This is a genomic window from Streptomyces sp. NPDC088124 (assembly GCF_040685895.1).
GTDB lineage: Bacteria > Actinomycetota > Actinomycetes > Streptomycetales > Streptomycetaceae > Streptomyces.
In genome coordinates, this window is record NZ_JBFBJB010000040.1 from 37,680 (window position 1) to 62,699 (window position 25,020).

Here is a 25,020-nt window from a genome sequence, read left to right on the forward strand (position 1 = left end):
TTGGGGTTCTCGTCGCTCATCCCGCAATTGTCACCCCGCCCCGCGACGGGCCCCCGACGCAGGGGTTGACGGTCCGAAAACCCGAAAATATCTTTCAAGAGTGACCCAAGACGTGAAGGAAAGTTTCAGCGGCGCCGCTCCACCCGCCCCCGCCGCCCTCGCCGCCAAGGTACGCACCCTCGCCCCGACCATGACCCGCTCCATGCAGCTCGTCGCCGAAGCGGTCGCCGGCGACCCCGCCGGCTGCGCCGCCCTCACCGTCACCGGTCTCGCCGAGCTGACCGGCACCAGCGAGGCCACCGTCGTCCGCACCGCCCGGCTCCTCGGCTATCCCGGCTACCGCGATCTGCGCCTCGCCCTCGCCGGGCTCGCCGCCCAGCAGCAGTCCGGCCGCGCCCCCTCCGTCACCGCCGACATCGCCGTGGACGACCCCATCGGGGACGTCGTCACCAAGCTCGCCTACGACGAGCAGCAGACCCTCGCCGACACCGCCGCCGGGCTCGACACCGTCCAGCTCGGCGCGGTCGTCGCCGCCTCCGTCGCCGCCCGCAGGATCGACATCTACGGCGTCGGCGCCTCCGCCCTCGTCGGCATGGACCTCGCGCAGAAGCTGCTGCGCATCGGCCTCATCGCGCACGCCCACAGCGACCCGCACCTCGCCGTCACCAACGCCGTCCAGCTCCAGTCCGGCGACGTGGCCATCGCCATCACCCACTCGGGCTCCACCGGCGACGCCATCGAACCGCTCCGCGTCGCCTTCGACCGGGGCGCGACGACGGTCGCCATCACCGGTCGCCCGGACAGCCCGGTCTCGCAGTACGCCGACCACGTCCTGACCACCTCCACCGCCCGCGAGAGCGAGCTGCGCCCGGCCGCCATGTCCAGCCGTACGAGTCAACTCCTCGTCGTGGACTGCCTGTTCATAGGCGTGGCGCAGCGTACGTACGAGACGGCCGCGCCCGCGCTCGCCGCGTCGTACGAAGCGCTCGCGCACCGCCACAGCCCACGCAACAGCCTTCGCTGACGCACCGGTCCTCCCGCGCACCCCCTTTCACACCGGCACCCGCACCCCCGGAGCCCGGCGCCCGCACCCCCGGAAAGAAAGAGCCGCTTCCCCATGTCCTCAACGCACCACGGCCAGTACGGTGACCTCCGCGCCCAGCTCGACACCCTCACCACCGAGGCGTTCCGCCCCGAACTGGCCGAGATCGACACGCTCCCCACGCTCGACATCGCCCGGATCATGAACGGCGAGGACGCCACCGTCCCCGCCGCCGTCGCCGCCCAGCTCCCCCGTATCGCCGCCGCCATCGACGCCACCGCCGAACGCGCGGCCCTCGGGGGCCGGCTGGTCTACGCGGGCGCCGGTACGGCGGGGCGGCTCGGCGTGCTGGACGCCAGCGAGTGCCCGCCGACGTTCAACACCGACCCGGAGGAGGTCGTCGGCCTGATCGCGGGCGGGCCCGGCGCGATGATCACCTCGGTCGAGGGGGCGGAGGACTCCAAGGAGCTGGCGGCGGCCGACCTGACGGCCATAAAACTGACCGCGGCGGACACGGTCGTCGGCGTCTCCGCCTCCGGCCGCACCCCGTACGCGGTCGGCGCCGTCGAGCACGCCCGCGCCCTCGGCGCGCTCACCATCGGCCTCTCCTGCAACGCGGACAGCGCACTCGCGGCGGCGGCCGAACACGGCATCGAGGTCGTCGTGGGGCCCGAGCTCCTCGCGGGCTCCACCCGGCTCAAGGCCGGTACGGCGCAGAAGCTCGTCCTCAACATGATCTCGACGATCACGATGATGCGGCGCGGCAAGACGTACGGAAACCTCATGGTCGACGTCCGCGCCTCCAACGACAAGCTGCGCGCCCGCTCCCGCCGGATCGTCTCCCTCGCCACCGGCGCGCCGGACGACGAGATCGAGTCCGCGCTCGCCGCCACCGGCGGCGAGGTCAAGAACGCCATCCTGCTCATCCTCGGCGCGGTCGACGGCCCGACGGCCGCCCGGCTCCTGACCGAGAACGACGGCCGGCTGCGCGCGGCGCTGCTCCGGGCCGCGGCACCCCCACGTACCCCCTGAGGCCCTCGGGCCCCCGAACCAAGGCACGGTGCACCCCCCATGGAACAGCGCAGAGAGACCAACGGCGGCGGGTACCGCGCCACCGCGCAAGCGCTCCTCCCGCTCCTCGGCGGCGCCGCGAACATCGCCTCCGTGGCCCACTGCATGACGCGGCTCCGTCTCGGCCTGCACGACCGGTCCCTGGTGCGCGAGGCGGAGCTGCGCGCGCTGCCCGCGGTGCTCGGCGTGGTGGCGGACGGGGCGGCGTACCAGATCGTGCTCGGCCCGGGGGCGGCGGCGCGGGTGACGCCCGAGTTCGAGGGGCTCGTGGCGGCGGCCCGCGCGTCCTCCCGCACCGCCGCCTCCACCGCACCCACCGCCGCCTCCACTGCCTCCGCCGCCTCCACCATCGCGGACGAGCTGTCCGCGCGCGGCGAGGCCATCAGGGCGGCGCGCGGGGTCAGGAACGCCACCCCGGTCAGGCTCCTCCTCCGCCGGATCGCCGGCATCTTCGTCCCGCTGATCCCCGCCCTCGTCGGCTGCGGCATCATCGCCGGTCTCAACGGCCTGCTCACCAACCTCCACTGGCTCCCGTCCACCGCCCCCGCGCTCACCGCGCTCGCGTCCGGCTTCATGTCCCTGCTCGCGGTCCTCGTCGGGCACAACACGGCGAAGGAGTTCGGCGGCACCCCCGTCCTGGGCGCCGCCGTCGCCGCGGTCGTCGTCTTCCCCGGCGTCACACAGATCGAGGTCTTCGGCCGCCAACTCGCCCCGGGGCAGGGCGGGGTGCTGGGCGCGCTCGCCGCGGCCCTCCTCGCGGCGCACGTCGAGCGGTGGTGCCGGCGGTGGGTGCCGGAGGCGCTGGACATCCTCGTCACCCCGGCCCTGACCGTCCTCCTCCCCGGCCTGGCCACGCTGTACGGCCTGATGTACGTGGCCGGCGAAATCTCCACCGCCATCGGCGACTTCGCCAACTGGCTGCTGGCCACCGGCGGTTCGGTGGCGGGCCTGGTGCTGGGCGGGCTGTTCCTGCCGCTGGTGATGCTGGGCCTGCACCAGGCGCTGATCCCCCTCCACACCACGCTCATCGCGCAGCAGGGCTACACCGTGCTGCTCCCGTTCCTCGCGATGGCCGGTGCCGGCCAGGTCGGCGCGGCCGCGGCGGTCCACGTACGCCTCCGGCACAACGCGTCCCTGCGGCGCACCATCCGGTCGGCCCTCCCCGCGGGCCTCCTGGGCGTGGGCGAGCCCCTGATCTACGGCGTCTCGCTCCCCCTGGGGCGCCCGTTCGTCACGGCGTGCGTGGGCGGCGCGGTCGGCGGCGGGGTCGTCGGCCTCTTCCACCAGCTCGGCACGGCGATCGGCGCGACGGCGCTCGGCCCGTCGGGCTGGGCGCTGTTCCCCCTGCTGGCCGGCGGCCGGGGCCTCGGCGAGGCGGTCGCGGTGTACGGGAGCGGGCTGGTGGCCGGGTACGTCGCGGGCTTCGTCGCCACGTACTGCTTCGGCTTCACGCGCACGATGCTGGCCGAACTCAACGCGCCCGAACTGCCCTACGATCTACCGGGGGCCACCACGCAGTCACCGAGAGCATCCTCGGCAGTGGCCGAATAAGTGGCCGAATCAGTGGCGGAGGACTACGCATGAAGAGCAGCAGCCAGAGCCAGGGGTACGAACTGAGCGCCGCGACGTGGCGGAAGTCCACGTACAGCGGCGGCACCGGTGGCAACTGCCTGGAAGTGGCCGAGGGTCCCGGCGGCACGGTCCCGGTCCGCGACTCCAAGACCCCCCACGTCCCGGGCCTGGTCTTCCGGGCCCGGGTGTGGTCGGTCTTCGTCACCGGGGTCAAGGCCGGCGCGTCCGCACGGCCGGCCTGACACACGGCCGGCCGGCGGGCGCGTCCGCGCTGATCAGCGCAGGCGCAGGGCCTCGCGGACCGTGGTGAACAGGTCCGTCTGGTTGCTGACTCCGAGGACCCGGTACGCCTCCGGGCCCTGGGCGGCGATGCGCACCTGCGTGCCGGTGTGCTCCTGGGACTGGCCCGGCGTGTTGGTCGAGTAGTTGACCTTCAGCTGCTGGCCCTCGTCGGTGACGAGCGTGGAGGACAGGCCGGGCGGAGTGGCCTCCAGCGGCACGATCTGGCTGGTGTGGCCGTGGTCGGCGGTGGTCACCACGAGCGTGTCGGGGTGCTTGGCCGCGTAGTCGCGGGCCACCTTCACCGCGCGGTCGAACGCGGCCGTCTCGCCGATCTGGCCGCACGGGTCGGCCGCGTGGTCCTGCTTGTCGATCGAGGCGCCCTCGATCTGCAGGAAGAAGCCCTGCTTGCTCTTGCGCTGCTTCTGCTTCGCCTCCAGGAGCTGGATCGCCTTGGTCGCCTGGTCGGCGAGGGCGGGCGTGCCCGCCGGGCGGTTCGCGTTCGAGGTCACACAGCGCTGCGGGGCCGTGCCGCCGACCGCCGCGGCCTTGCCCGTCCACTCCACCGGCACGTTGCCGGGGGCGAACAGGCCGAGCACGGGCTTGCCCGCCTGTACGTTCTTCAGCCCGGCGGAGTCGGTGACGACCTGGTAGCCGAGCTGCTGCGCCTGCTCGGTCACCGTACGGCCCTTGTACTTCCCGTCGGTCACCTTCTGGTCGAACCGCTGCTTCCCGCCGCCGAGGAGCACGTCCACCTTGCGGTTGACGGACTGCTCGGCGATCGACCCCGGGCCACCCGCGGCGATCGTGTCGACCGGGCACTTGGCCATGTCGGCCGGGCCCTGGCAGGAGCGGTCGGTGACGTGCGAGGCGAGCACCGCCGGGGTGGCGTCGGTCAGTTCGGCCGTGCTGACGCTGCCGGTCGCGTACCCGCCCTTCTGCGCCAGTTCCAGGATCGTCGGCACGGCCTTGTTCGTGCCCGGCGTCTTGGAGATCCGGCCGTTGACCGTCTTGACGCCGGTCGCCCAGCCGGTGCCGCTCGCGGCGGATTCGGTCACGTAGTCCGGGGTCCCGTCGGCGTGCACGGCGTACGTCGTGTAGGCGCCGGTCAGCGGGAACTTGTCCATGTTCAGGCGGCCGTTCGCGCCGACCGTGTAGTCACGGGCGAGCGTGATCTCCGAGTCGCCCATGCCGTCGCCGATCAGCAGGATGACGTTCTTCGCCTTCCCGCTCTTGATCGCCTGCGCGGCCTGGTCCTTGGTGTCCCACGCGCCGGCGGTGGTGGTGACGGTCGCGGCGGTCACGGCGGCGACCAGCGCGGCGCCGACGACGAGGTGGCGGCGAGAGGGGTGCGGTCTGGGCATGGGTGTTTCTCCCTGAAGCGATCGGCAGAGGGCGCCTGCGGCACCCACGCCACCCAGCCCACCACCGCAGGGTGAACCAACGGCGACATTCCCGTACTTCCGACGCATCCGTCACATGACGCGACGCGGGCCGCGACGCCGCACCGCACCCCGGCGAGGAGCCGCCGAAATCCGACCGGAACTTCTTTACATACGGAGCCAACTCCCCTGTTTGATCGGCGAATTCGTTGGTCAATATCCTTTGACGAAAGAGCTGACGGACCATAGGGTCTGATGTGTCGGGTGAGCTGACCGACGGGGGACCTACCGGGGGCACGAAGGGGGAAGTTCAGCTCATCAAGGATGCGTGAAAAATCCGCATCCTCATTCTCGATCGCGCATGCGCAGCGCTGCGCTGACGCATGCCCAATTCACGGGGAAAAACTTGAGTCGGAGATTCGCACGCGCATCACTCGTCCTCACCTCCTGCACCGCGCTGGCCTTCGCCGGCACCCTGGCCGGCGCGACATCTGCGCAGGCCACGTACTACAGCGGGGGCATGCCGAGCCGGTCGTTCAATGTCAAGACCGTCGGCATCAACGACCAATGGGTCAAGTATTTCGACACCGGCCGCTCGAACTGGAACAATGCGGGCGCCGGCGCGAAGATCGGGCGTAAGTCCAGCGCGAAGGCGTCCTTCACCGCCGCTCGCTACAGCGCGAGCTGGTACGGAATGTATTCGCCTTCCGGATCCCGCTACATCAATCGGATCTTCAAGATCCAGGTGAATGCGAGGACCCTCGACCGGGATGCCGGTTCCAAGTACGACCAATGGGTCCGCAGCACCACCACGCACGAACTCGGGCACGCGCTGAGCCTCGACGACAACCCGAATACGAGCAAGGCGTCGCTCATGAAGCACAGCCGTAACCGCGCGACGGTGCAGAAGCCGCTGTCGTACGACATCTCCGAGGTGAAGAGGATCTACTCGTGATCACGACACGGCACCTTCTCATCACCGGCACCGCGGCCCTCGCCGCGTTCGGCGTCGTCGGCTGCTCCTCGGACGGCGGCTCCGCCGACCGGTCCGGGTCCTCGGCAGCGCGGGACGTCGTGGCGTACCACGCGGACTACCCCGCCTACGACTCGCTCGACGCGGTCATCGAGGAGTCCGACCTCGTCGTCAAGGGCACCGTCGTCAACTCCCGGGTCGAGCGCATGCTGCCCGAGACCTCGGCGGACGGCGACCCGGCCACCAACCCGCAGGCGGGGCTCTCGCCCGAGGAGCTCGCGGAGGCCCGGGCGGAGGCCGAGGCCGACCCCGTGGTCGTCACCGTCTCCACGGTGAAGGTCTCCCAGGTGCTCGCCGGAGACGTGTCCGTCGGGGACACCGTCGAGGTCAGCCAGCTCGGGGGCACGTACAAGGGCGTCACGTACAAGGAGCGGAGCACCACCGCGCTCGCCGGGCGCGGCACCGAGTACGTGCTGATGCTCGCCGACAACGGCGCCAGGAACCCGTACGACCTGCTCAACCCGGAGCAGGCGCTGTACACCGTCGGGTCCGGCGGCGCGGTCAAGGCCGTGTCGGGCGGCGGTTTCAACAACGCGGGCCGGATCGGCCAGCTCGCCGACCGTACGCACCGGATCAGCGCCCGGTGATCCGGGCGGGCGCGTAGCGGCAGCACCCGGCGGGGTGTCACGGAGGAAGTTCTCCGTGACACCCCGCCCCTTTTGCGGGCCGGCGGCGTCGGCGGGTCCGGTCATGGGCTACTCCGTGAGCCGCAGCGCCTTGAGGACCCCGGGGCTCAGGGACACGTCGTTGTCGCTCCCCGCGACCGCCCGCCGTCCGTCGCCGCCCACGCCGTACCACCCCTGCGTGGTGTTCACCAGGATGTAGCGCCCGCCGTCGCTCTCCTCCAGCAGCAGGACGTACTCCTTGCCGGCCGTGAGCCCCGCGGTCTCGGGGCCCGAGCCGGGGGTGGTGTACGCGACCTCGATCGAGCCGCCCGGGGTCGTCCCCTTGGCGGTCGCCACCACCTCCGCCGTGGCGACGGTCGTGCTGATGTCGTCGGCGTTCTCCTCGCGGCCGGCGCCGAGCTTCGCCCGTACGATCACGTTCGCGACCCCCTCCAGCTGGGCCGTGGTCTCGAAGTACGGCTCATCGGCGAGCGTTCCGCCGCCCGTGCCGCCGCCGGGGCCCGCCGGGTCGCTCTGGAGCAGGAAGAGGCTGACGCCGCCGATGACGGCGGCGGCCCCGCACGCGACGGCGGCCATCAGGAAGGAGCGCCGGGGCGCCCGGCGGGCGCCCGTGGCCACGGTCCCGGCGGCACCGTCCGCGGCGCCGTCCACGGAACCGATCAGCGCGGCGAGTTCGCCGGTGGCGCGGGCCGACAGTCCCTCGGACCCCGGGCGCGGCACCGGATTGACGTTCTTGATCAGAGTTTTCACGCGCATCACACCGACTCCTGAGGCAGATCGTAGACATCACGGAACGCTTTGCGGGCCCGGTGCAGCCGGACCCATACCGCCGGCGCGGCGCAGCCGAGGACCACACCGGCCTCGGCGGCGCTCAGCCCGTCCCAGTAGCTCAGCAGCAGCACCTCGCGGTGGTGGGACGGCAGCCGGTCGAGCGCGTCGAGGACGGCTTCGTCCGGGCCGGAGGCGGGCGTACGGTCCAGCTCGTGGCTGATCCGCCGGTGCAGCTCCGTCAGGCGTTCCATCGAGCGGTAGTGGTTGTTCAGCAGGTTCCGCGCGGTGACGAACAGCCAGCCGGTCGACACCTCCTGGCCGTCCGTCATGCGTTCCCAGGCGGTTCGGAAGACCTCGGCGGTCAGCTCCTCGGCCGCCGCTCGGTCCCCCGACCTCCGGTGCACGAAAGCGGACACACGCGGGTGGTCACGGACATACAAGGCCGTGAACCGCGCGGCGCGGTCACGGTCGCTCCCGGTCTTCAAGGTCTCCACACCCCTTATATGTCATGACCCCGGCGCATCCTTACGGCCCTGGCCCATGAATCGGGAGCGGTTTCCCCGCCCGGGGCTCAGCGGCGCAGGGCGGTCTCCCGCCGCATGTGCGACAGCTTCTCGGGGTTGCGCACGGCGTAGAGCCCGGTGATGAGTCCGTCGTCGACGCGCACCGCCACGACCGTGTCCATCTCGCCGTCGAGCTGGACGATCAGCGCCGGGCAGCCGTTGACCTGGGCCGGCCGCAGCGACGCCGCGGTGACCCTGCCGAGGCCGTGCGTGAGCAGGCGGGCCACCTTGTCGGCCCCCACGACGGGCCGCAGGACGGCCTGTTTGATGCCGCCACCGTCGCCGAGGAGGACGACCTCCGGCGCGAGGATGTCGACCAGGCCCTGCAGATCGCCCGTCTCGACCGCCCGCGTGAACGCGTCGAGCGCGTCCCGGGTCTCGGCCTGGGACACGGTCCCGCGCGGCCGGCGCGCCGCGACATGGGCCCGGGCCCGGTGCGCGATCTGACGGACCGCCGCCGGGCTCTTGCCGACGGCCTCGGCGATCTCGTCGTATCCGAGGTCGAACACCTCGCGCAGCACGAACACCGCCCGCTCCGTCGGCGTGAGCGTCTCCATCACCAGCAGCATCGCCATCGAGACGCTGTCGGCCAGCTCGACGTCCTCGGCCACGTCGGGCGCGGTGAGCAGCGGCTCGGGCAGCCAGGTACCGACGTAGGACTCCTTGCGGCGGCCGAGCGTACGCAGCCGGCTCAGCGCCTGACGGGTGGTGATCCGGACCAGGTACGCGCGCGGCTCCCGCACCGTGCCGGGGTCGACGCCCGCCCAGCGCAGCCAGGTCTCCTGGAGGACGTCCTCCGCGTCGGCGGCGGAGCCGAGCATCTCGTAGGCGACGGTGAAGAGCAGGTTGCGATGGGCGACGAACGCCTCGGTGGCGGGATCCGCGCGCGGCCCCTCCGTGTGGTGCTCCCCCTGCCGACCGTGCTCACCGTGGCCGCCGTGCTCGCCGTGCTCGCCGTGACCGTGCTCGTTCCTCACCGGCTGCTCCTGCCTGTTCGCTCCGGACGGGTGCCCCGCGCACAAGACGCCGGTCCCCGCGGCTCTGTGACACCCGTGAGCGGTGGCGTACGTCACACGGCCGCCCTGTCACAGGGAGCGGGCCGCCGGCATCTCGTGTTCATCCAGTGCAACACCACGAGTGAGGATCCTGTGATGGACGCCCGATTCAATCTGTTCGAGAACCCGGTCGCCGGCACGTTCGCCAAGCGGTTCGCCGGCGCCGCCCTGGTGATCCACCAGTCGTCGCTGCCGGCCGCCACGCAGGAACTGGTGTCGCTGCGTGCCAGTCAGATCAACGGCTGCGGGCACTGCATCGACATGCACACCAAGGAGGCCGCGGCGGCCGGTGAGACCGCGGTCCGCCTCAGCCTGGTCGCCGCCTGGCGCGAGTCCACCGTGTTCACCGAGGCCGAGCAGGCCGCGCTGGCGCTCGCCGAGGAGGGCACCCGGCTCGCCGACGCCCACCAGGGCGTGTCCGACGAGACCTGGGCGCGGGTGCGCGAGCACTACGACGACGACCAGACCGCGGCGCTGGTCGCCCTGGTCGCCCTGATCAACGCGGCCAACCGGCTCGCCGTGATCGTGCACCAGCGGGGCGGCTCGTACGAGGTCGGCATGTTCGCCGCCGCGGTGAGCTGACGCGGTCAGCTGACGCGGAAGAACCCGAGAGCGGAAAAGCCCGAGGGCGGCACCTCTTCGACCCGGTCGGGTCCCAGAGGTGCCGCCCTCGGTCAGGACGGTCGATCAACCGGTCGGCCGACCGGACGCGGCGGGCGTCCGGCTGCCTGCGGCGGATCAGAAGTCCATGTCACCGCCCGGCATGCCGCCGCCGGCCGGGGCCGCACCGGCCTTCTCCGGCTTGTCGGCGATGACGGCCTCGGTGGTGAGGAACAGCGCGGCGATGGACGCGGCGTTCTGCAGCGCGGAGCGCGTGACCTTCGCCGGGTCGATGATGCCCTCGGCGATCATGTCGACGTACTCGCCGGTCGCCGCGTTCAGGCCGTGACCGACCGTCAGGTTGCGGACCTTCTCCACGACGACGCCGCCCTCAAGACCACCGTTGACGGCGATCTGCTTGAGCGGAGCCTCCAGCGCGAGCTTGACGGCCTGCGCGCCGGTCGCCTCGTCACCCGACAGCTCAAGCTTCTCGAAGACCGAGGAAGCCTGGAGCAGAGCCACGCCACCACCGGCGACGATGCCCTCCTCGACGGCGGCCTTGGCGTTGCGCACCGCGTCCTCGATGCGGTGCTTGCGCTCCTTGAGCTCGACCTCGGTCGCGGCGCCGGCCTTGATGACGGCCACGCCGCCGGCCAGCTTCGCGAGGCGCTCCTGGAGCTTCTCGCGGTCGTAGTCCGAGTCGCTGTTCTCGATCTCGGCGCGGATCTGGCTGACGCGGCCCGCGACCTGGTCGCTGTCGCCGCCACCGTCGACGATGGTCGTCTCGTCCTTGGTGATGACGACGTTGCGGGCGCGGCCGAGCAGGTCGAGACCGGCGTTCTCCAGCTTGAGGCCGACCTCCTCGGAGATGACCGTGCCGCCGGTGAGGATGGCGATGTCGTTCAGCATCGCCTTGCGGCGGTCACCGAAGCCCGGGGCCTTGACGGCGACGGACTTGAAGGTGCCCTTGAGCTTGTTGACGACCAGGGTCGACAGGGCCTCGCCCTCGACGTCCTCGGCGATGATCAGCAGCGGCTTGCCGGACTGGATGACCTTCTCCAGCAGGGGAAGGAGGTCCTTCACGCTGCCGATCTTGGAGTTGGCGATCAGGATGTACGGGTCGTCGAGCGACGCCTCCATACGCTCCATGTCCGTGGCGAAGTACGCCGAGATGTAGCCCTTGTCGAAGCGCATGCCCTCGGTGAGCTCAAGCTCCAGACCGAAGGTCTGCGACTCCTCGACGGTGATGACGCCTTCCTTGCCGACCTTGTCCATCGCCTCGGCGATGAGCTCGCCGATCTGCGTGTCGGCGGCGGAGATGGAGGCCGTCGAAGCGATCTGCTCCTTGGTCTCCACGTCCTTGGCCTGCTCCAGCAGGGCGCCGGAGACGGCCTCGACGGCCTTCTCGATGCCGCGCTTGAGGGCCATCGGGTTGGCGCCGGCCGCCACGTTGCGCAGGCCCTCGCGGACGAGCGCCTGGGCGAGGACGGTCGCGGTGGTCGTACCGTCACCGGCGACGTCGTCCGTCTTCTTGGCGACTTCCTTGACCAGCTCGGCGCCGATCTTCTCGTACGGGTCCTCGAGCTCGATCTCCTTGGCGATGGACACACCATCGTTGGTGATCGTGGGGGCGCCCCACTTCTTCTCGAGGACGACGTTGCGGCCCTTGGGACCAAGGGTGACCTTGACGGCGTCGGCGAGCTGGTTCATCCCGCGCTCGAGACCGCGCCGTGCCTCCTCGTCGAACGCGATGATCTTGGCCATGTGAAGTGGTCCTCCCGGACGGATGGGGTCTCCCCTGCTCGAACGCAGTTGAGAGCTTGGGGAAGGATTGCTCCGGACCGCGCTGGCGCCCGCGACGGACGGCCTGAGAGCCGCTGGTTCCTTGCCCCACCGACTCTTCGGGCCTCACCGACCCGGTCCTTAAGTTGTCACTCTCACTCGCAGAGTGCTAACGCCAATAATTAGCACTCGACCCATGAGAGTGCAAGCGCCCGCAGGGCGTCGTTGTGGGGTGGCGGCCGGGCGACGGGTGGGCGCGAGCACCTGAGGACTTCGCACCCGGAGCCGAGCGGACACGCGTGAGGGGCCCGTATCCCGGTGCGGGATGCGGGCCCCTCATGCGTGAGTGGGTGCAGAGTGCGTACTGACCGCGTACGTGAGTGCGTCGGTGGCCGATCGCGCCGGGATCAGACGGCGAGCTTGACCATGTCCGCCTGCGGACCCTTCTGGCCCTGCGAGATCTCGAACTCCACTCGCTGACCTTCTTCAAGGGTGCGGTAACCGTCCATCTGGATCGCGCTGTAGTGGACGAATACATCCGCACCACCGTCGACCGCGATGAAGCCGTAGCCCTTCTCCGCGTTGAACCACTTGACGGTGCCCTGAGCCATGCCAACTCCCCTATTACTGGCCCTTGGACGGGGCCACACTTCGCGCCGGAACGCGTCGACCGCGGCTGAATGTATCTGCCCAACTGCCCTCTGCAACAGGTCAATCGGACGAGAAATCTGGGCCTGGCCGAACACGCATAGTGCTGAATCCACTGCGTTCCGGGGCAAGTCGGGCCGGGCAAAGGGTACGTACACCACATACGGCGCCAGGACTTTGCCCTCATGTTGTCGCGTTCTCGCTCGCGTTCGGAGCGGGCGACGGCGGGGCGTTCCCACACTCTACCGTGCTCAACCATGTAGAACGGTCCCCTCCGCTTCTGTCGCGGAGAGGACCGTTTCCCTTACGGAGCGCGGCGGCGTCAGCCTCCGGCGACCGCCGGGATGATGGAGATGCCCGCGCCCGCCGGGGTGGCGGTCTCCAGGCCCTGCTCGAAGCGGACGTCGTCGTCGTTCACGTACACGTTCACGAAGCGGCGCAGCTTGCCGTCGTCGTCCAGGACACGCGCGGCGATGCCCGGGTGGCTCGTCTCCAGGGACTGGATGACCTCGGAGAGGTTCGCGCCCTCCGCGGGGACTTCGGCCTGGCCGGCGGTGTAGGTGCGGAGGATGGTGGGGATACGGACCTTGACGCTCATGATGGGACCTTTCTGCGAAGTCGAAGTCGGAGTCGGTGGTCGGTGGTCGGCCTGACGGATCATCGGTTCGTCAGCGGGGTCAGCTTGGCCGCGTGATCAGCTCGCGGCAAGACCGGCTTCGCGGAACGCGTCGAGACTCGGGCGGATCGTCGCCGTCGGACCGGTCGTCGGCGCCACGGCGTCCAGCGTCTTGAGCCCGTCACCGGTGTTGAGGACGACCGTGGTGAGGGCCGGGTCGAGGACGCCGGTCTCGATGAGCTTCTTCGTCACGCCGACGGTCACCCCGCCCGCGGTCTCGGCGAAGATGCCCTCGGTGCGCGCCAGCAGCTTGATCGCGTCGACGATCTGCTCGTCGTTCACGTCCTCCACCGCGCCGCCGGTGCGCCGGGCGATGTCCAGGACGTACGGGCCGTCGGCCGGGTTGCCGATCGCCAGGGACTTGGCGATGGTGTCCGGCTTCTGCGGCCGTACGACGTCGTGGCCGGCCTTGAAGGCGGTGGAGACCGGCGAGCAGCCCTCGGCCTGGGCGCCGAAGATCTTGTAGGGGCGGTCCTCGACGAGACCCAGCCTGATCAGCTCCTGGAGCCCCTTGTCGATCTTCGTGAGCTGCGATCCCGAGGCGATCGGGATGACGATCTGGTCCGGCAGCCGCCAGCCGAGCTGCTCGCAGATCTCGTACGCGAGGGTCTTGGAGCCCTCTCCGTAGTACGGCCGCAGGTTGACGTTGACGAAGCCCCAGCCCTCGCCCAGCGGGTCGCCGATGAGCTCGGAGCAGAAGCGGTTGACGTCGTCGTAGTTGCCCTCGATGCCGACCAGCTCGCCGCCGTACACCGCGGCCATGACGACCTTGCCCTGCTCCAGGTCGTGCGGGATGAAGACGCAGGAGCGGAAACCGGCGCGGGCCGCGGCGGCGCCGACGGCGCCCGCGAGGTTGCCGGTGGAGGAGCAGGAGAGGGTGGTGAAGCCGAAGGCGCGCGCGGCCTCGACGGCGATGGCGACGACGCGGTCCTTGAAGGAGTGCGTCGGGTTGCCGGAGTCGTCCTTGATGTGGAGCGAGCCGGTGATCCCCAGCTCACGGGCGAGGTTGTCGGCCTTGACCAGCTTGGTGAAACCGGGGTTGAGGCTGGGCTTCGAGGCGACGTCCGCGGGGACCGGCAGCAGCGGCGCGTACCGCCAGATGTTGTCCGGGCCCTCGGCGATGCGCTTCTTCAGCTCTTCGGGGCCGCCGCTCGGCAGGTCGTACGCGACTTCGAGCGGCCCGAAACAGCTCGCGCAGGCGAAGATGGGGCCGAGGTCGAAACGCTCTCCGCATTCGCGGCACGAGAGTGCGGCGGCGGGTCCGAGGTCGACGGTCGCGTCGGTACCGCTCCGGACGGTCTGCACAGCCATGATGGCGAGGCCCTTTCTCCTCATCTTCCTCGCGACGTACTTCGCCACGAGACGGAATTGGCACCTTCCCCACCGTGACCTCATGGTCGGCGGGAGGGTTGCCGGGACTTCAACGGGCCGTTCCCTCAGTCCCTCTGGATGAGCGCTATGGCGCCGGAGCCTTGGTCCGGTGCGTTTGTTCACGTCCTGACCCCGGCATGCCGTGGTCATTCACGTTGTTCAAGACTGTAACCGAAGGGGCGGAGGGTTGAGATAGTCGTCCGCACCGCGAGATGGATCACGTTGCGGCATGTGCGCCAACGTGCGTGCCGACGTACGAGCCATGAGACATCACGTACCTGACCGAGAACGCGCGCAGGGAGTACCGAACGTGCTGGAAGAGGTGGAGCACTGGCTGACCAGGCGTTCCTGGTCGGCGGGGGACCGTACGCTCGACCGGCTCCTGGCGGCGAAGGCGGCGCGCGGCGCCACGGTGAGCGTGGTCCTGCCGGCGCTCGACGAGCAGGAGACGGTCGGCGCGATAGTCGCCGTCATCCGGCGCGAGCTGATGGAGCGGGTGCGGCTGGTCGACGAGCTGGTGGTGATCGACTCCGGCTCCGCCGACCGTACGGCCGAGGTCGCCGCGGCGGCGGGCGCGCGGGTCGTCCACCGGGACACGATCCTGCCGCGGCTGCCCGCGCTGCCCGGCAAGGGCGAGGTGCTGTGGCGGTCGCTGCTGGTGACGCGCGGTGACATCGTGTGCTTCGTCGACGCCGATCTGCGGGAGTTCTCGCCGGATTTCGTCTCGGGGATCGTGGGCCCGCTGCTCACCGAGCCCGAGGTGCAGTTCGTGAAGGCGATGTACGACCGCCCGCTGCGCCAGGGGCCGGCGCCGGAGGCCGGCCAGGGCGGGCGGGTGACCGAGCTGGTGGCGCGCCCGCTGCTCAACCTGCACTGGCCCCGGCTGGCGGGCTTCGTCCAGCCGCTGGGCGGGGAGTACGCGGCGCGCCGCTCGCTGCTGGAGCGGCTGCCGTTCCCGGTGGGGTACGGCGTGGAGCTGGGCCTGCTGGTGGACGCGCTGCACACGGTGGGGCTCGACGCGCTGGCCCAGGTGGACGTGGGTGTACGGCTCCACCGCCACCAGGACGACCGGGCGCTGGGGCGGATGGCCGCGGCGATCTACCGCACGGCGCAGCTGCGGCTCCAGCGGGGCCATCTCGTACGGCCGCGGCTGACGCAGTTCGAGCGGGGCGAGGACGGCTTCGTACCGCGGACACACCCGGTGGACACGGAGGAGCGGCCGCCGATGCGGGAGATCGCGGAGTACACGGCCGGACGCGCGGCGTAGCGTCGGATCATCGCACTATTTGCCTAGATTGCTCCCTCATGGAAATGAATCGCACGTTTTCGGGGGCTTCGGAACTGACCTGGGTGGTGCTGGCGCAGGTCGGCACCACGGCCGAGCGGCTGTGGCTGCTGGGCGGGATGACGTTCGCGCTGACGGCCGCGGCGGTGGTCGCGCTGGCCGCCGCGCGCGGCCGGCGCGACTAGAGAGCCCGCCGGACAACCCCCCGGAGGGGCAGCCTCCGAGCGGTCTCCGGTCGGCATCCGGGCGGCCTCCGGGTGGAAGGGGCTCCCGGGGCCGGGGATGTCACACGAGCCGTACGTTTGAGCGTTTCCGGGACGGGCTAGGTTTCGCGACATGGTTACCGAGCCGTCAGAAGCTTCCGGACCCTCCGAGCCGGCCGCCACCGGCACCCCCGCGCCCGCCCGTGTCCTCGTGGCCTCCAACCGCGGCCCCGTCTCGTACACACGGCACGACGACGGGACGCTGGAGGCCCGGCGCGGCGGCGGCGGACTGGTGTCGGGGCTGTCGGCCATCGGCTCGGACGACGACGCCATCTGGGTGTGCGCGGCGCTCGGCGAGGGCGACCGGGAGGCCGTGCGGCGCACGGAGGGCCGCCTCGACCCGGCCGACACGGGCGGGCAGCGGGTACGGATGCTGGGCATCGAGCCCGAGGTGTACGCCGCCGCGTACAACGACGTCGCCAACTCCACGCTCTGGTTCGTCCACCACATGCTCTACCAGACCCCCCTGGAGCCGTCCTTCGGCCCGGAGTTCCGCGAGCGGTGGGCGGCGTACGAGACGTACAACCGCGCCTTCGCCGAGGCGCTGGCGCAGGAGGCGGCAGAGGGCGCGGCGGTCCTCGTGCAGGACTACCACCTGGCGCTGGTCCCGGGGATGCTCCGGGCGCTCCGCCCCGACCTCAGGATCGGGCACTTCTCGCACACGCCGTGGGCGCCGCCGGAGTACTTCCGGCTGCTGCCCGACGACATCGCGGAACGGCTGCTGCTGGGCCTGCTCGGCGCCGACCGGCTGGGCTTCCTCACCCGGCGGTGGGCGGGGGCGTTCAAGGAGTGCGCCCGCGCCGTGCTGGCGGGGCGCGGGCTGACGGCGCACTGGCCGGACGACGGCGCCGTGGACGGCGGGCCGCCGTACCTCACCTGCCCGCGCGCCGGTGACGGCCCGGCGGACGGCCGGACCTACCTCGCGGTCCACGGCCTGGGCGCGGACGGCGACTTCCTGCGCGAGCGGGCGCACCGCCCGGACGTGGCCGAGCGGATGGTGACCCTGCGCGAACAGATCGGCAGGACGGCGGACGGGGCCGACCGGAAGACGATCGTCCGGGTGGACCGTACGGAGCTGTCCAAGAACATCGTCCGGGGCCTGCTCGCCTACCGGCAGTTCCTGCTCGACCACCCTGAATGGCGCGAGCGCGTGGTCCACGTCGCCTTCGCGTACCCCTCCCGGCAGGACCTGGCGGTCTACCGCGACTACACGGCGGAGGTCCGGCGGACCGCCGACGCGGTCAACGCGGAGCTGGGCACGCCCGGCTGGACCCCGGTCGTGCTGCACGTCCTCGACGACTTCGCCCGCTCCCTGGCCGCGTACCGCCTGGCCGACGTGGCGCTGGTCAACCCCATCCGCGACGGCATGAACCTGGTCGCGAAGGAGATCCCCGTCCTCTCGGAGCGCGCCTGCGCGCTGGTCCTCTCCCGGGAGGCGGGCGCCTGCGCGGAGCTGGGCGAGGACGCGCTGGTGGTGAACCCGTACGACATCGGCGCGACGGCCGACGCCCTCCACGAGGCCCTGACCATGCCCGCCGCCGACCGAGCGGACCGCGCCAAGCGCCTGGCCGCGGCGGCGACGGCACTGCCGCCGCAGCGCTGGTTCCTGGACCAGCTGGAGGCGCTGCGGGCCTGAGGCCCCTCTCAGCCCATGGCCGGAACCAGAGCGGCCAGGAAGTCCGCCAGGGCGGCCGGGCCCGGGAGGACGAGGTCGGCCCGTTCGGCCAGTTCGGGGACTTCGGTGCCGCTGGCGACCAGCAGGCCCGGGTGGCCCTCCGAGCGGAGCTTCTCGACGGCCGCGTAGGCCGGCAGGTCGCCCAGGTCGTCGCCCGCGTACAGGACGGTCTCGGCGCCGACCTCGCGGACGTACTCCAGCAGCGCCACGCCCTTGTCGACGCCCGGCGGGCGCAGCTCCAGGACCATGCGGCCCGGTTCGACGATCAGGCCGTGGCGCGCGGCGAGTTCGGCGAGGGGGTCGCGCAGCGCCTCGAAGGCCGCCCGGGGGTCGGTGGCGCGGCGGGTGTGGACGGCGACCGCCCGGCCCTTCTCCTCGATCCAGGTGCCGCGCCAGGCGCTGAACTGTTCGAGGAAGCCGGGGAGTTCGGCGCGTACCGCCGCGACGCCCTCGTGCGGGGCGGGGGCGTGGACCGTACCGGAGACGGCGTCCCAGCGCTCGGCGCCGTAGTGGCCGAGGACGACGAGGTGTTCCAGCCCTGGCACCCCGGCGAAGCCGCCGTACCGTACCGCGACCTCGGCGGGGCGGCCGGTGACCACCGCGACGGAGGCGACGCGCGGCGCGAGGGCGGCGAGGGCGGGGAGCGCGCGCTCGTGGGCGCGGGCCTGTTCGGGGTCGGGGACGATGTCGGCGAGGGTGCCGTCGAAGTCGAGCGCGACGACGGCTCCGCCGGGCCGGGCGAGGAGCGCGGCCAGGCCGTCGGCGCCGGCGGGGGTGGTCGGCTGCGGCAGGGAGTACGAGTGGCTGCCCATGCTCCGACCTTATCCACGTCGGCCGCCGTACGGGCCGTACGGGCGGAAACCCGGCCCGTACGGCCCCGGTCAGCGGCGTTCGCGGCGCGCCGCCCTGACCCGGCGGAGCCGGTTGACCGTCACCGGGTCGTGCTCCGCCGCCGCCGGGTCGTCCAGCAGCGCGTTCAGGAGCTGGTAGTAGCGCGTCGGGGAGAGGCCCAGTCGCTCACGGATCTCCCGCTCCTTGGCGCCGGGGCCCGGCCAGCCGCGCCCCTCCATGGCGAGTACGGCCCGGTCCCGCGCGGAGAGCCCCGGGGCGGGCTCGGCGGCAGGGGCGGGCCCGGTCCCGGGCTCGGCGGCAGGAGCGGGCCCGGTCCCGGGCTCGGTCTCGGGCGTGGTCATGTCGGTGACACGCTACTCGGACGCCTCCGCCGCCGACGCGTCCCTGGCGACCTGCCCCAGCACCGCCTGCGGGCTGGCGCCGCGCTCGACGGCTTTGCCGATGTTCTTCTTGAAGCTCTCGCTCACCCGCGACCACGAGTCCTTGCCGTACGGGAACAGCTCCGAGTCGGGCAGCGCCGTCAGGAACGTCCTCAGGTCCTTGTGCTCCGGGTCCGCGAGCATCGTCTCGTTGGCGCTGTAGGTGACCGGCAGCAGGTCGTACTGGCCGGCGAAGCTCAGCACGTTCTTGTCCTCGTACGAGAAGTTCAGGAACTTGCCGATCTCCTCGCGGTGACCGTTCTGCTTGAACCCCATGATCCAGTCGGCGACACCGACCGACGGTGCCGCCTTGCCGTCCGCGCCGGGCAGCGGCACCATGCCGACCTTGACGCCCCGCTTCGCCGCGTCCTTCATCAGCGTCGGATGGCCGTTGAGCATCCCGACCTGGCCGCTGGTGAACGCCTTGAAGGCGGTGGCGCGGTCCAGCTCCTTGGGCGGGACCGGGCCGGTCAGCCCCGCCCCGACGAGGTCCTTCTGGAGCCAGGTGAAGGTCTTGACGTTCGTCGGCGAGTCGATGCTGTACGAGCCGTCCGCGTTGTCCGTGTAGCCGCCCCCGCCGCTCAGCAGCCACATCAGGGTCTCGCCCTGCGCCTCCTCCGTGCCGAGCGGCAGCGCGAACGGGGTCGTCACACCGTCCGCCTTGAGCGCCTCGGCGTCCGCCTTGATGTCGTCCCAGTCCTTCGGGGCGCTCACCCCGGCCGATTCGAAGAGGTCCTTGTTGTAGAAGAGCAGCCGGGTCGAGGCGACGAAGGGCATCCCGTACTGAATACGGTTGACCTCTCCGGCCTCCGAGAGCTGGTCGAGAAAGTTCGACTGCGTGGGTATGGAGAGCAGATCATCGGCGGCGTAGAGCCTGCCGTCCTTGGCATAGTGGGCGTACGAACCGATCTGCGCGATGTCGGGGGCCTTGCCCTCCTCGACCATCCGCGCGACATCGGTGTCGATCGTCTTCCACGGCCGGATGGAAACCTGGATCTTGATTCCGGGATTGTCGGCCTCGAACGAACTCGCCAAGGACTCCCAGTAATTCCTGGAGCTGTCGTCGGCGTTGGTGCCGTACTCCGCGGCGACCACCTTGAGCGTGACATCCCGGGCCGCCGGTGTCCCTCCGCACCCCGCCAGCGCCGCCGTCAGGCCACATACGGCCACCACCGCCGCCATTGTCCGGTAACCGTGATGGCGCTGTCGTACAGGTCGCACAGGTCTGTTCCCCTGCCTTTGTCGTTCTTTCGCTGCGCGTAAGGCCCTGACCGGTCCCCCATGACGCACTGTTGTGGACTGCCGAGTACTGACAATCGAGCAAGTGATTTTCCCTCATGGGCAGTTTGAGGTCTACGGGGCGGCGGTTGCGCTTCCGCAACGTCTGATTTCCCGGGTCCACACGGCGTGAATGTTCTGTTCTTTTGTATGCACAGACAACAATCCGGAGGCGGCGGGCGTAGTGGACTAGACCTTTCAGGATCCGCAGGCGAGACTGTCCACGTGAGATCCGACAGGCACGTCAGACACGTCATCGCCCTGGACGTGGGCGGCACCGGGATGAAGGCCGCCCTCGTCGGCGCGGACGGCACGCTGCTGTACGAGGCGCGGCGCGCGACCGGCAGGGAACGCGGCCCCGAGGCCGTCGTCGAGACCATCCTCGGCTTCGCGGCGGAGCTGCGCGCGTACGGCGTCGAGCACTACGGCGCGGGCGCGGTGGCCGCCGGGATCGCCGTGCCCGGCATCATCGACGCGGAGCGCGGCATCGCCGTGTACGCCGCGAACCTGGGCTGGAGCGACCTGCCGCTGCGGGACCTGCTCGCGGCGCGGCTGGACGGCGCCCCGGTGGCCCTGGGTCACGACGTACGCACCGGCGGCCTGGCCGAGGGGCGGCTCGGCGCGGGCCGGGGCGCGGACCGGTTCCTGTTCGTACCGCTGGGCACGGGCATCGCCGGGGCCATCGGCATCGGCGGCGCCATAGAGGCCGGCGCCCACGGCTCGGCCGGCGAGATCGGCCATGTCGTGGTCCGCCCGGACGGGCCCGTGTGCGGCTGCGGGCAGCGCGGCTGTCTGGAGACCCTGGCGTCCGCCGCCGCGGTGACCCGCGCGTGGCGGCTGGCGAGCGGCGACCCGGAGGCGGACGCGGCGCAGTGCGCCCGGGCCGTCGACTCCGGCGACCCGGCTGCCGTACGGGTCTGGCACGACGCGGTCGACGCCCTGGCCGCCGGCCTGGTCACCGCGGTCACGCTGCTGGACCCGGGCACCCTGATCATCGGCGGCGGCCTCGCGGAGGCGGGCGACACCCTGTTCACGCCGCTGCGCGGGGCGGTGGCCGAGCGGGTGACGTTCCAGAAGCTCCCCGAGATCGTCCCGGCGGCGCTCGGGGACACGGCCGGGTGCCTGGGGGCGGGGCTGCTCGCCTGGGACCTGCTCGACGGCGGCCCGCGGCCCGGGTCGTCCACGTCGCCCCCGCCGCCCCGGTCGTCCCCGGCGGCCGCGTCGTCCCCGGCGGCCCCGGCATCCCCGGCGGCCCCTTCATCCACATCGTCCCCGGCGGCCTCCTCGTCCGCCCCCGCTTCCCCATCCGCGCCTTCCCCCGCTCCCTCCCACCCCGACGGGCCGTCCGTCGGGCTTCCACTCGCCCCGGAGGTAACCGCCTGATGGCCGCTCGCGCCACATCCGCCGTACGCGCCGAACCCGTCGTCCTCACCGGCGCCCGGGTGGTGCTGCCCACCGGGACCGTGGACGGCGGGCGGGTGATCGTCCAGGGCGGCCGGATCGCGGGCCACGCCCCGGCGGACGCCGCCACACTGGACCTGACGGGCCACTGGCTCGTCCCCGGCTTCGTCGACCTCCACAACCACGGCGGCGGCGGCGCCTCCTTCACCTCCGGTTCCGTGGACGACGTGCTCAAGGGCATCCGGACGCACCGCGAGCACGGCACCACCACACTCGTCGCCTCCACCGTCACCGGCGAGATGGACTTCCTCGCCCAGCGCGCCGGGCTCCTCTCCGAACTGGTCGAGCAGGGCGACCTCGCCGGAATCCACTTCGAGGGACCGTTCATCTCCCCCTGCCGCAAGGGCGCCCACAGCGAGGAACTGCTGCGCGCCCCCGACCCGGCCGAGGTGCGCAAGCTGATCGACGCGGCGCGCGGCACGGCCAGGATGGTCACCCTCGCCACCGAACTCCCCGGCGGCATCGAGTCCGTACGGCTGCTGGCGGAGCACGGCGTGATCGCCGCGATCGGGCACACGGACGCCACGTACGAGCAGACCGTCGAGGCCATCGACGCGGGCGCGACCGTCGCCACGCACCTCTTCAACGCGATGCCGCCGCTCGGCCACCGGGCACCTGGGCCGATCGCCGCGCTGCTGGAGGACGGGCGGGTCACCGTCGAGCTGATCAACGACGGTACGCATCTGCACCCGGCCGCCCTGGAGCTGGCCTTCCACCGCGCGGGTGCCGACCGGGTCGCGTTCGTGACGGACGCGATGGACGCGGCGGGCTTCGGCGACGGGCGCTACGAACTCGGCCCGCTCGCCGTCGAGGTGACGGACGGTGTGGCGCGGCTGGTGGACGGCGGCTCGATCGCGGGCTCGACGCTGACGCAGGACACGGCGTTCCGGCGGGCGGCGACGGTGGACCGGCTGCCGGTGGAGGACATCGTCCGGGCGATCTCCGCGAACCCGGCGCGGCTGCTCGGCGCGTACGACCGGATCGGCTCGCTGGAGCCCGGCAAGGACGCCGACGCGGTGGTGCTGGACGCGGAGTTCGGGCTCAAGGGCGTGCTGCGCAAGGGGGAGTGGGTGGTCGACCCGCGCCTCGGCTGACCCGCGCACGCGGATCCCCGAAGCGGTCGGCCCGGGATCTGGGCCAAGGGCGACCGCGCCTCGGCTGACCCGCGCACGCGGATCCCCGAAGCGGTCGGCCCGGGGTCTGGGCCAAGGGCGCTCTTTTTGACATGATCGCTTCGGCGCTCCATCACGCGACCGCGTACCCAGGCAGGGGGATGGATGATCCTCACGGTGACGCTCAACACCGCGCTGGACATCACGTACCACACGCCCGCGCTCGTCCCGCACACCACCCACCGCGTCAGCGAGGTCGTCGAACGCCCCGGCGGCAAGGGCGTGAACGTCGCGCGCGTGCTGACCGCGCTGGGGCACGAGGCCGTGGTCACCGGGTTCGCGGGCGGCCGGACCGGCGACGTACTGCGGGAGCTGCTGAGCGGCAGCGGCCGGCCCACCGCCTGGAGCGGCCGGCCCCGCGCGGCGCGGCCGGTCGACGCGCTGCTGCCGATCGCCGGGGCCACCCGCCGCACCATCGCCGTCGTGGACGCCTCGACCGGCGACACCACCCAGCTCAACGAGCCGGGTCCGGTCGTCTCCGCCGCCGAGTGGACCGGCTTCCTCTCCCACTACGACCGGCTGCTGCGCACCGGCGCCGAGGCCGTGGCGCTCTGCGGCAGCCTGCCGCCGGGCCTCCACGTCGGCGCGTACGCCGAGCTGATCCGCCGGGCCCGCGCCGCCGGGGTCCCGGCGCTCCTCGACACCAGCGGCGAACCCCTGCGCCGGGGCGTCGCCGCCCGCCCCGACCTCGTCAAGCCGAACGCCGACGAACTCGCCCGGCTCACCGGCTCCCGCGAGCCGGTGCACGCGACGCACGACGCCCGGCGGCGCGGCGCCCACGCGGTCGTCTCCTCGCTCGGCCCCGACGGCATCATCGCGATCACCCCGGACGGCGCCTGGCGCGCGGCGCCACCGGGACCGGCCAGGGGCAACCCGACGGGCGCGGGCGACTCGGCGGTGGCGGGGCTGCTCTCCGGGCTCGTGGAGCGCCTGCCGTGGCCGGCCAGGCTCAGCCGGGCGGTCGCGCTGTCGGCGGCGACGGTACTGGCCCCGGCGGCGGGCGAGTTCGACGCGCGGGTCTACGAGGAGCTGCTGCCGCGCGTCACGGTGACGGAAGTCCCCCGCCGCGCGGGCGAATGAGTCCGCCCGGACCGGGGGCGGACCCTCACGTCTTCGGGGGCGTGACTTCCAGCCAGTCGAGGATGGCATCGCACTGGTTGCCCTGCTCGCAGGAGATCTTGAGGGTGTTCTTGCCCGCCTGGAGCTCGACCGGCGCCCACGTGGTCTGCCAGTTCTTCGCCAGATCCGGGTCGTCGGAGTTGATGAAATTCTTCAGCCCGAGAGGGGAGTTGTTCGCCTTGCCGTTGACGGTCAGCGTGGCGTTGGCGTCCTTGGCCGGGATGGCGTAGCGGACGGAGAGCGCGTAGTTGCCGGCCTCCTTGACCTCGGCGGTCCAGGTCACCGAGGCGCCGACCGCGTTGAACCCGGTCACGTACGAGCCGTTGGTGCCCTCGGCTCCCTCTATGTCCGTGGCGAGCGCGGCGGGCGGCCCCAGCTTGAGGGTCGCCGCGTCCTGCTTGGGCAGTCCGATGCCGTCGGCGGACGTGTCGTCGCCGCTCTCCTCGTCCTTGCCGGACGCGGAGGCGCTCGCCTCCGGCGACTGGCCGGTCGACACGGTCGGGTCCGAGGGCCCGGCGTTGTCGTCCTGGTTCTTGTCGTCGCCGCTGGAGAGCAGCGCCGCTGTGATACCGATCACCACGACCGCGACCACCGCGATCGCGCCGATCAGCAGGCCTCTCGTGTTCGGGCCGCCGCCGCTGCCACGTCCGCCGCGCTGGGCGGGGACCTGGGTGGTGGCGGCGCCGTTCTGCCGGCCGTGGCCGTGCCCGTGGGCGCCGTGCTGCGAGGGGGCCTGCTGGCCCTGCGGAGCCTGGCCGTACGCCTGCTGCTGGCCGTACGCCGCCTGCTGCGGCGGCGCCGTCTGCTGACCGCCGTACTGGCGCTCGCCGACCGCCCTGACCTGGTTGTACGACGTCCTGGGGACGCCCGGCTGAGTGGTCGGACCCGGGTAGCCGTAACCGCCCTGGCGCCGCTGGCCGGCGCCCGCCGCCGCCTGTCCGTCTTCGTACAGGTAGCCGAACGGGTCGTCGTCCTCAGGCTTGTTCGCGCCGTTGTTCCCGGCCGTCATCGGTGGTCACTCCTTA

At 71.8% G+C, this 25,020-nt stretch carries 24 protein-coding genes, 1 pseudogene and 1 riboswitch; of the genes and pseudogenes, 13 read left to right on the forward strand and 12 right to left on the reverse strand.

The annotated features are described in order from the left end of the window. Nucleotides 1-100: 100 nt before the first annotated feature. From AB0P17_RS29080 to AB0P17_RS29095, 4 genes are all read left to right on the forward strand, one after another. Entirely contained in the window at nt 101-1,024 is a 924-nt protein-coding gene (locus AB0P17_RS29080; RefSeq protein ID WP_365815247.1) for a MurR/RpiR family transcriptional regulator, read from the forward strand. Nucleotides 1,025-1,117: 93 nt separating this feature from the next. Then, nucleotides 1,118-2,074 (forward strand): N-acetylmuramic acid 6-phosphate etherase, encoded by a 957-nt coding sequence (gene murQ, locus AB0P17_RS29085; RefSeq protein ID WP_365815249.1) that lies wholly within the window; start codon nt 1,118-1,120, stop codon nt 2,072-2,074. 39 nt (nt 2,075-2,113) lie between these two features. Continuing rightward, complete coding sequence (locus tag AB0P17_RS29090) at nt 2,114-3,664, forward strand: PTS transporter subunit EIIC (protein ID WP_365815251.1); 1,551 nt, start codon at nt 2,114-2,116, stop codon at nt 3,662-3,664. A 29-nt stretch (nt 3,665-3,693) separates the two neighbouring features. Next, nucleotides 3,694-3,927: a DUF397 domain-containing protein gene (locus AB0P17_RS29095; RefSeq protein WP_365815253.1), complete on the forward strand. Its 234-nt coding sequence runs from the start codon at nt 3,694-3,696 to the stop codon at nt 3,925-3,927. Nucleotides 3,928-3,960: 33 nt separating this feature from the next. On the opposite strand, the gene AB0P17_RS29100 is transcribed toward AB0P17_RS29095, so the two are convergent. Further along, nucleotides 3,961-5,328 (reverse strand): alkaline phosphatase, encoded by a 1,368-nt coding sequence (locus AB0P17_RS29100; protein WP_365815255.1) that lies wholly within the window; start codon nt 5,326-5,328, stop codon nt 3,961-3,963. 424 nt (nt 5,329-5,752) lie between these two features. On the opposite strand from AB0P17_RS29100, the gene AB0P17_RS29105 reads away from it, so the two are divergent. Together AB0P17_RS29105 and AB0P17_RS29110 are read left to right on the forward strand one after the other, a co-directional pair. Then, entirely contained in the window at nt 5,753-6,301 is a 549-nt protein-coding gene (locus AB0P17_RS29105) for a hypothetical protein (protein ID WP_365815257.1), read from the forward strand. Continuing rightward, complete coding sequence (locus AB0P17_RS29110; protein ID WP_365815259.1) at nt 6,298-6,966, forward strand: hypothetical protein; 669 nt, start codon at nt 6,298-6,300, stop codon at nt 6,964-6,966. The genes AB0P17_RS29105 and AB0P17_RS29110 overlap by 4 nt, the downstream gene beginning before the upstream one ends. A gap of 108 nt (nt 6,967-7,074) precedes the next feature. Here the strand turns inward: AB0P17_RS29110 and AB0P17_RS29115 are convergent, their stop codons facing one another. From AB0P17_RS29115 to AB0P17_RS29125, 3 genes are all read right to left on the reverse strand, one after another. Beyond that, nucleotides 7,075-7,761 carry a hypothetical protein gene (locus tag AB0P17_RS29115; RefSeq protein WP_365815261.1) on the reverse strand — a complete coding sequence of 229 codons (687 nt, stop codon included), beginning with the start codon at nt 7,759-7,761 and terminating at the stop codon, nt 7,075-7,077. Then, a complete protein-coding gene (locus AB0P17_RS29120; protein ID WP_365815263.1) occupies nt 7,761-8,270 on the reverse strand; it encodes an RNA polymerase sigma factor in 510 nt (169 codons plus the stop codon). Before AB0P17_RS29120 ends, AB0P17_RS29115 begins: the two co-directional genes overlap by 1 nt. A 77-nt stretch (nt 8,271-8,347) precedes the next feature. Continuing rightward, nucleotides 8,348-9,316: an RNA polymerase sigma-70 factor gene (locus AB0P17_RS29125; protein ID WP_365815265.1), complete on the reverse strand. Its 969-nt coding sequence runs from the start codon at nt 9,314-9,316 to the stop codon at nt 8,348-8,350. A 174-nt stretch (nt 9,317-9,490) separates the two neighbouring features. On the opposite strand from AB0P17_RS29125, the gene AB0P17_RS29130 reads away from it, so the two are divergent. Then, nucleotides 9,491-9,976: a carboxymuconolactone decarboxylase family protein gene (locus AB0P17_RS29130; protein WP_365815267.1), complete on the forward strand. Its 486-nt coding sequence runs from the start codon at nt 9,491-9,493 to the stop codon at nt 9,974-9,976. 156 nt (nt 9,977-10,132) lie between these two features. Here AB0P17_RS29130 and groL read toward each other — a convergent pair whose 3' ends face one another. The 4 genes from groL to thrC form a co-directional block, all read right to left on the reverse strand. Continuing rightward, a complete protein-coding gene (gene groL, locus AB0P17_RS29135) occupies nt 10,133-11,758 on the reverse strand; it encodes a chaperonin GroEL (protein ID WP_365815269.1) in 1,626 nt (541 codons plus the stop codon). Nucleotides 11,759-12,183: 425 nt separating this feature from the next. Next, nucleotides 12,184-12,387: a cold-shock protein gene (locus AB0P17_RS29140; protein ID WP_005315736.1), complete on the reverse strand. Its 204-nt coding sequence runs from the start codon at nt 12,385-12,387 to the stop codon at nt 12,184-12,186. A gap of 359 nt (nt 12,388-12,746) precedes the next feature. Then, complete coding sequence (locus AB0P17_RS29145) at nt 12,747-13,022, reverse strand: MoaD/ThiS family protein (RefSeq protein WP_365815271.1); 276 nt, start codon at nt 13,020-13,022, stop codon at nt 12,747-12,749. A gap of 96 nt (nt 13,023-13,118) precedes the next feature. Then, nucleotides 13,119-14,411: a threonine synthase gene (gene thrC / locus AB0P17_RS29150; RefSeq protein ID WP_365815273.1), complete on the reverse strand. Its 1,293-nt coding sequence runs from the start codon at nt 14,409-14,411 to the stop codon at nt 13,119-13,121. A 17-nt stretch (nt 14,412-14,428) separates the two neighbouring features. Next, nucleotides 14,429-14,556, reverse strand: a riboswitch (SAM riboswitch). Between the two features lie 225 nt (nt 14,557-14,781). Between thrC and AB0P17_RS29155 the strand changes: the two genes are divergently transcribed. From AB0P17_RS29155 to AB0P17_RS29165, 3 genes are all read left to right on the forward strand, one after another. Then, a complete protein-coding gene (locus tag AB0P17_RS29155; RefSeq protein WP_365815275.1) occupies nt 14,782-15,738 on the forward strand; it encodes a glucosyl-3-phosphoglycerate synthase in 957 nt (318 codons plus the stop codon). A gap of 44 nt (nt 15,739-15,782) precedes the next feature. Next, the gene (locus tag AB0P17_RS29160) at nt 15,783-15,941 is read left to right on the forward strand and encodes a hypothetical protein (protein ID WP_365815277.1); all 159 of its coding nucleotides are present in this window, start codon (nt 15,783-15,785) and stop codon (nt 15,939-15,941) included. Between the two features lie 151 nt (nt 15,942-16,092). Then, nucleotides 16,093-17,655, forward strand: a complete 1,563-nt coding sequence (locus AB0P17_RS29165; protein WP_365815279.1) for a trehalose-6-phosphate synthase — start codon at nt 16,093-16,095, stop codon at nt 17,653-17,655. An 8-nt stretch (nt 17,656-17,663) separates the two neighbouring features. Here AB0P17_RS29165 and otsB read toward each other — a convergent pair whose 3' ends face one another. The 3 genes from otsB to AB0P17_RS29180 all read right to left on the reverse strand — a co-directional run bounded on the left by otsB (nt 17,664) and on the right by AB0P17_RS29180 (nt 20,147). Next, the gene (gene otsB / locus AB0P17_RS29170) at nt 17,664-18,506 is read right to left on the reverse strand and encodes a trehalose-phosphatase (protein ID WP_365815281.1); all 843 of its coding nucleotides are present in this window, start codon (nt 18,504-18,506) and stop codon (nt 17,664-17,666) included. A 69-nt stretch (nt 18,507-18,575) separates the two neighbouring features. Then, entirely contained in the window at nt 18,576-18,887 is a 312-nt protein-coding gene (locus AB0P17_RS29175; protein WP_365815283.1) for a DUF3263 domain-containing protein, read from the reverse strand. Between the two features lie 12 nt (nt 18,888-18,899). After that, on the reverse strand, nt 18,900-20,147 hold the full coding sequence (locus AB0P17_RS29180; protein ID WP_365815347.1) for an extracellular solute-binding protein: 1,248 nt from the start codon (nt 20,145-20,147) through the stop codon (nt 18,900-18,902). 321 nt (nt 20,148-20,468) lie between these two features. Between AB0P17_RS29180 and AB0P17_RS29185 the strand changes: the two are divergent. The 3 genes and pseudogenes from AB0P17_RS29185 to AB0P17_RS29195 form a co-directional block, all read left to right on the forward strand. Further along, a pseudogene (locus AB0P17_RS29185) lies at nt 20,469-21,398 on the forward strand (ROK family protein); the annotation flags it as partial. A 227-nt stretch (nt 21,399-21,625) separates the two neighbouring features. Continuing rightward, a complete protein-coding gene (nagA, locus tag AB0P17_RS29190; RefSeq protein ID WP_365815285.1) occupies nt 21,626-22,798 on the forward strand; it encodes an N-acetylglucosamine-6-phosphate deacetylase in 1,173 nt (390 codons plus the stop codon). Between the two features lie 183 nt (nt 22,799-22,981). Beyond that, nucleotides 22,982-23,956, forward strand: a complete 975-nt coding sequence (locus AB0P17_RS29195) for a 1-phosphofructokinase family hexose kinase (protein ID WP_365815287.1) — start codon at nt 22,982-22,984, stop codon at nt 23,954-23,956. A gap of 25 nt (nt 23,957-23,981) precedes the next feature. Here AB0P17_RS29195 and AB0P17_RS29200 read toward each other — a convergent pair whose 3' ends face one another. Beyond that, nucleotides 23,982-25,004 carry a CBM35 domain-containing protein gene (locus AB0P17_RS29200; protein WP_365815289.1) on the reverse strand — a complete coding sequence of 341 codons (1,023 nt, stop codon included), beginning with the start codon at nt 25,002-25,004 and terminating at the stop codon, nt 23,982-23,984. Nucleotides 25,005-25,020 lie beyond the last annotated feature (16 nt).

Excerpts from the sequence above, each read along its gene's own strand:
- nagA (WP_365815285.1), top strand. The coding sequence starts at position 21,626 with ATGGCCGCTCGCGCCACATCCGCCGTACGCGCCGAACCCGTCGTCCTC.
- AB0P17_RS29180 (WP_365815347.1), bottom strand. The coding sequence starts at position 20,147 with ATGGCGGCGGTGGTGGCCGTATGTGGCCTGACGGCGGCGCTGGCGGGG.
- AB0P17_RS29200 (WP_365815289.1), bottom strand. The coding sequence starts at position 25,004 with ATGACGGCCGGGAACAACGGCGCGAACAAGCCTGAGGACGACGACCCG.
- groL (WP_365815269.1), bottom strand. The coding sequence starts at position 11,758 with ATGGCCAAGATCATCGCGTTCGACGAGGAGGCACGGCGCGGTCTCGAG.
- murQ (WP_365815249.1), top strand. The coding sequence starts at position 1,118 with ATGTCCTCAACGCACCACGGCCAGTACGGTGACCTCCGCGCCCAGCTC.
- AB0P17_RS29115 (WP_365815261.1), bottom strand. The coding sequence starts at position 7,761 with ATGCGCGTGAAAACTCTGATCAAGAACGTCAATCCGGTGCCGCGCCCG.
- AB0P17_RS29175 (WP_365815283.1), bottom strand. The coding sequence starts at position 18,887 with ATGACCACGCCCGAGACCGAGCCCGGGACCGGGCCCGCTCCTGCCGCC.
- AB0P17_RS29140 (WP_005315736.1), bottom strand. The coding sequence starts at position 12,387 with ATGGCTCAGGGCACCGTCAAGTGGTTCAACGCGGAGAAGGGCTACGGC.
- AB0P17_RS29130 (WP_365815267.1), top strand. The coding sequence starts at position 9,491 with ATGGACGCCCGATTCAATCTGTTCGAGAACCCGGTCGCCGGCACGTTC.
- AB0P17_RS29095 (WP_365815253.1), top strand. The coding sequence starts at position 3,694 with ATGAAGAGCAGCAGCCAGAGCCAGGGGTACGAACTGAGCGCCGCGACG.
- AB0P17_RS29160 (WP_365815277.1), top strand. The coding sequence starts at position 15,783 with ATGAATCGCACGTTTTCGGGGGCTTCGGAACTGACCTGGGTGGTGCTG.
- AB0P17_RS29090 (WP_365815251.1), top strand. The coding sequence starts at position 2,114 with ATGGAACAGCGCAGAGAGACCAACGGCGGCGGGTACCGCGCCACCGCG.
- thrC (WP_365815273.1), bottom strand. The coding sequence starts at position 14,411 with ATGGCTGTGCAGACCGTCCGGAGCGGTACCGACGCGACCGTCGACCTC.
- otsB (WP_365815281.1), bottom strand. The coding sequence starts at position 18,506 with ATGGGCAGCCACTCGTACTCCCTGCCGCAGCCGACCACCCCCGCCGGC.
- AB0P17_RS29145 (WP_365815271.1), bottom strand. The coding sequence starts at position 13,022 with ATGAGCGTCAAGGTCCGTATCCCCACCATCCTCCGCACCTACACCGCC.
- AB0P17_RS29100 (WP_365815255.1), bottom strand. The coding sequence starts at position 5,328 with ATGCCCAGACCGCACCCCTCTCGCCGCCACCTCGTCGTCGGCGCCGCG.
- AB0P17_RS29195 (WP_365815287.1), top strand. The coding sequence starts at position 22,982 with ATGATCCTCACGGTGACGCTCAACACCGCGCTGGACATCACGTACCAC.
- AB0P17_RS29165 (WP_365815279.1), top strand. The coding sequence starts at position 16,093 with ATGGTTACCGAGCCGTCAGAAGCTTCCGGACCCTCCGAGCCGGCCGCC.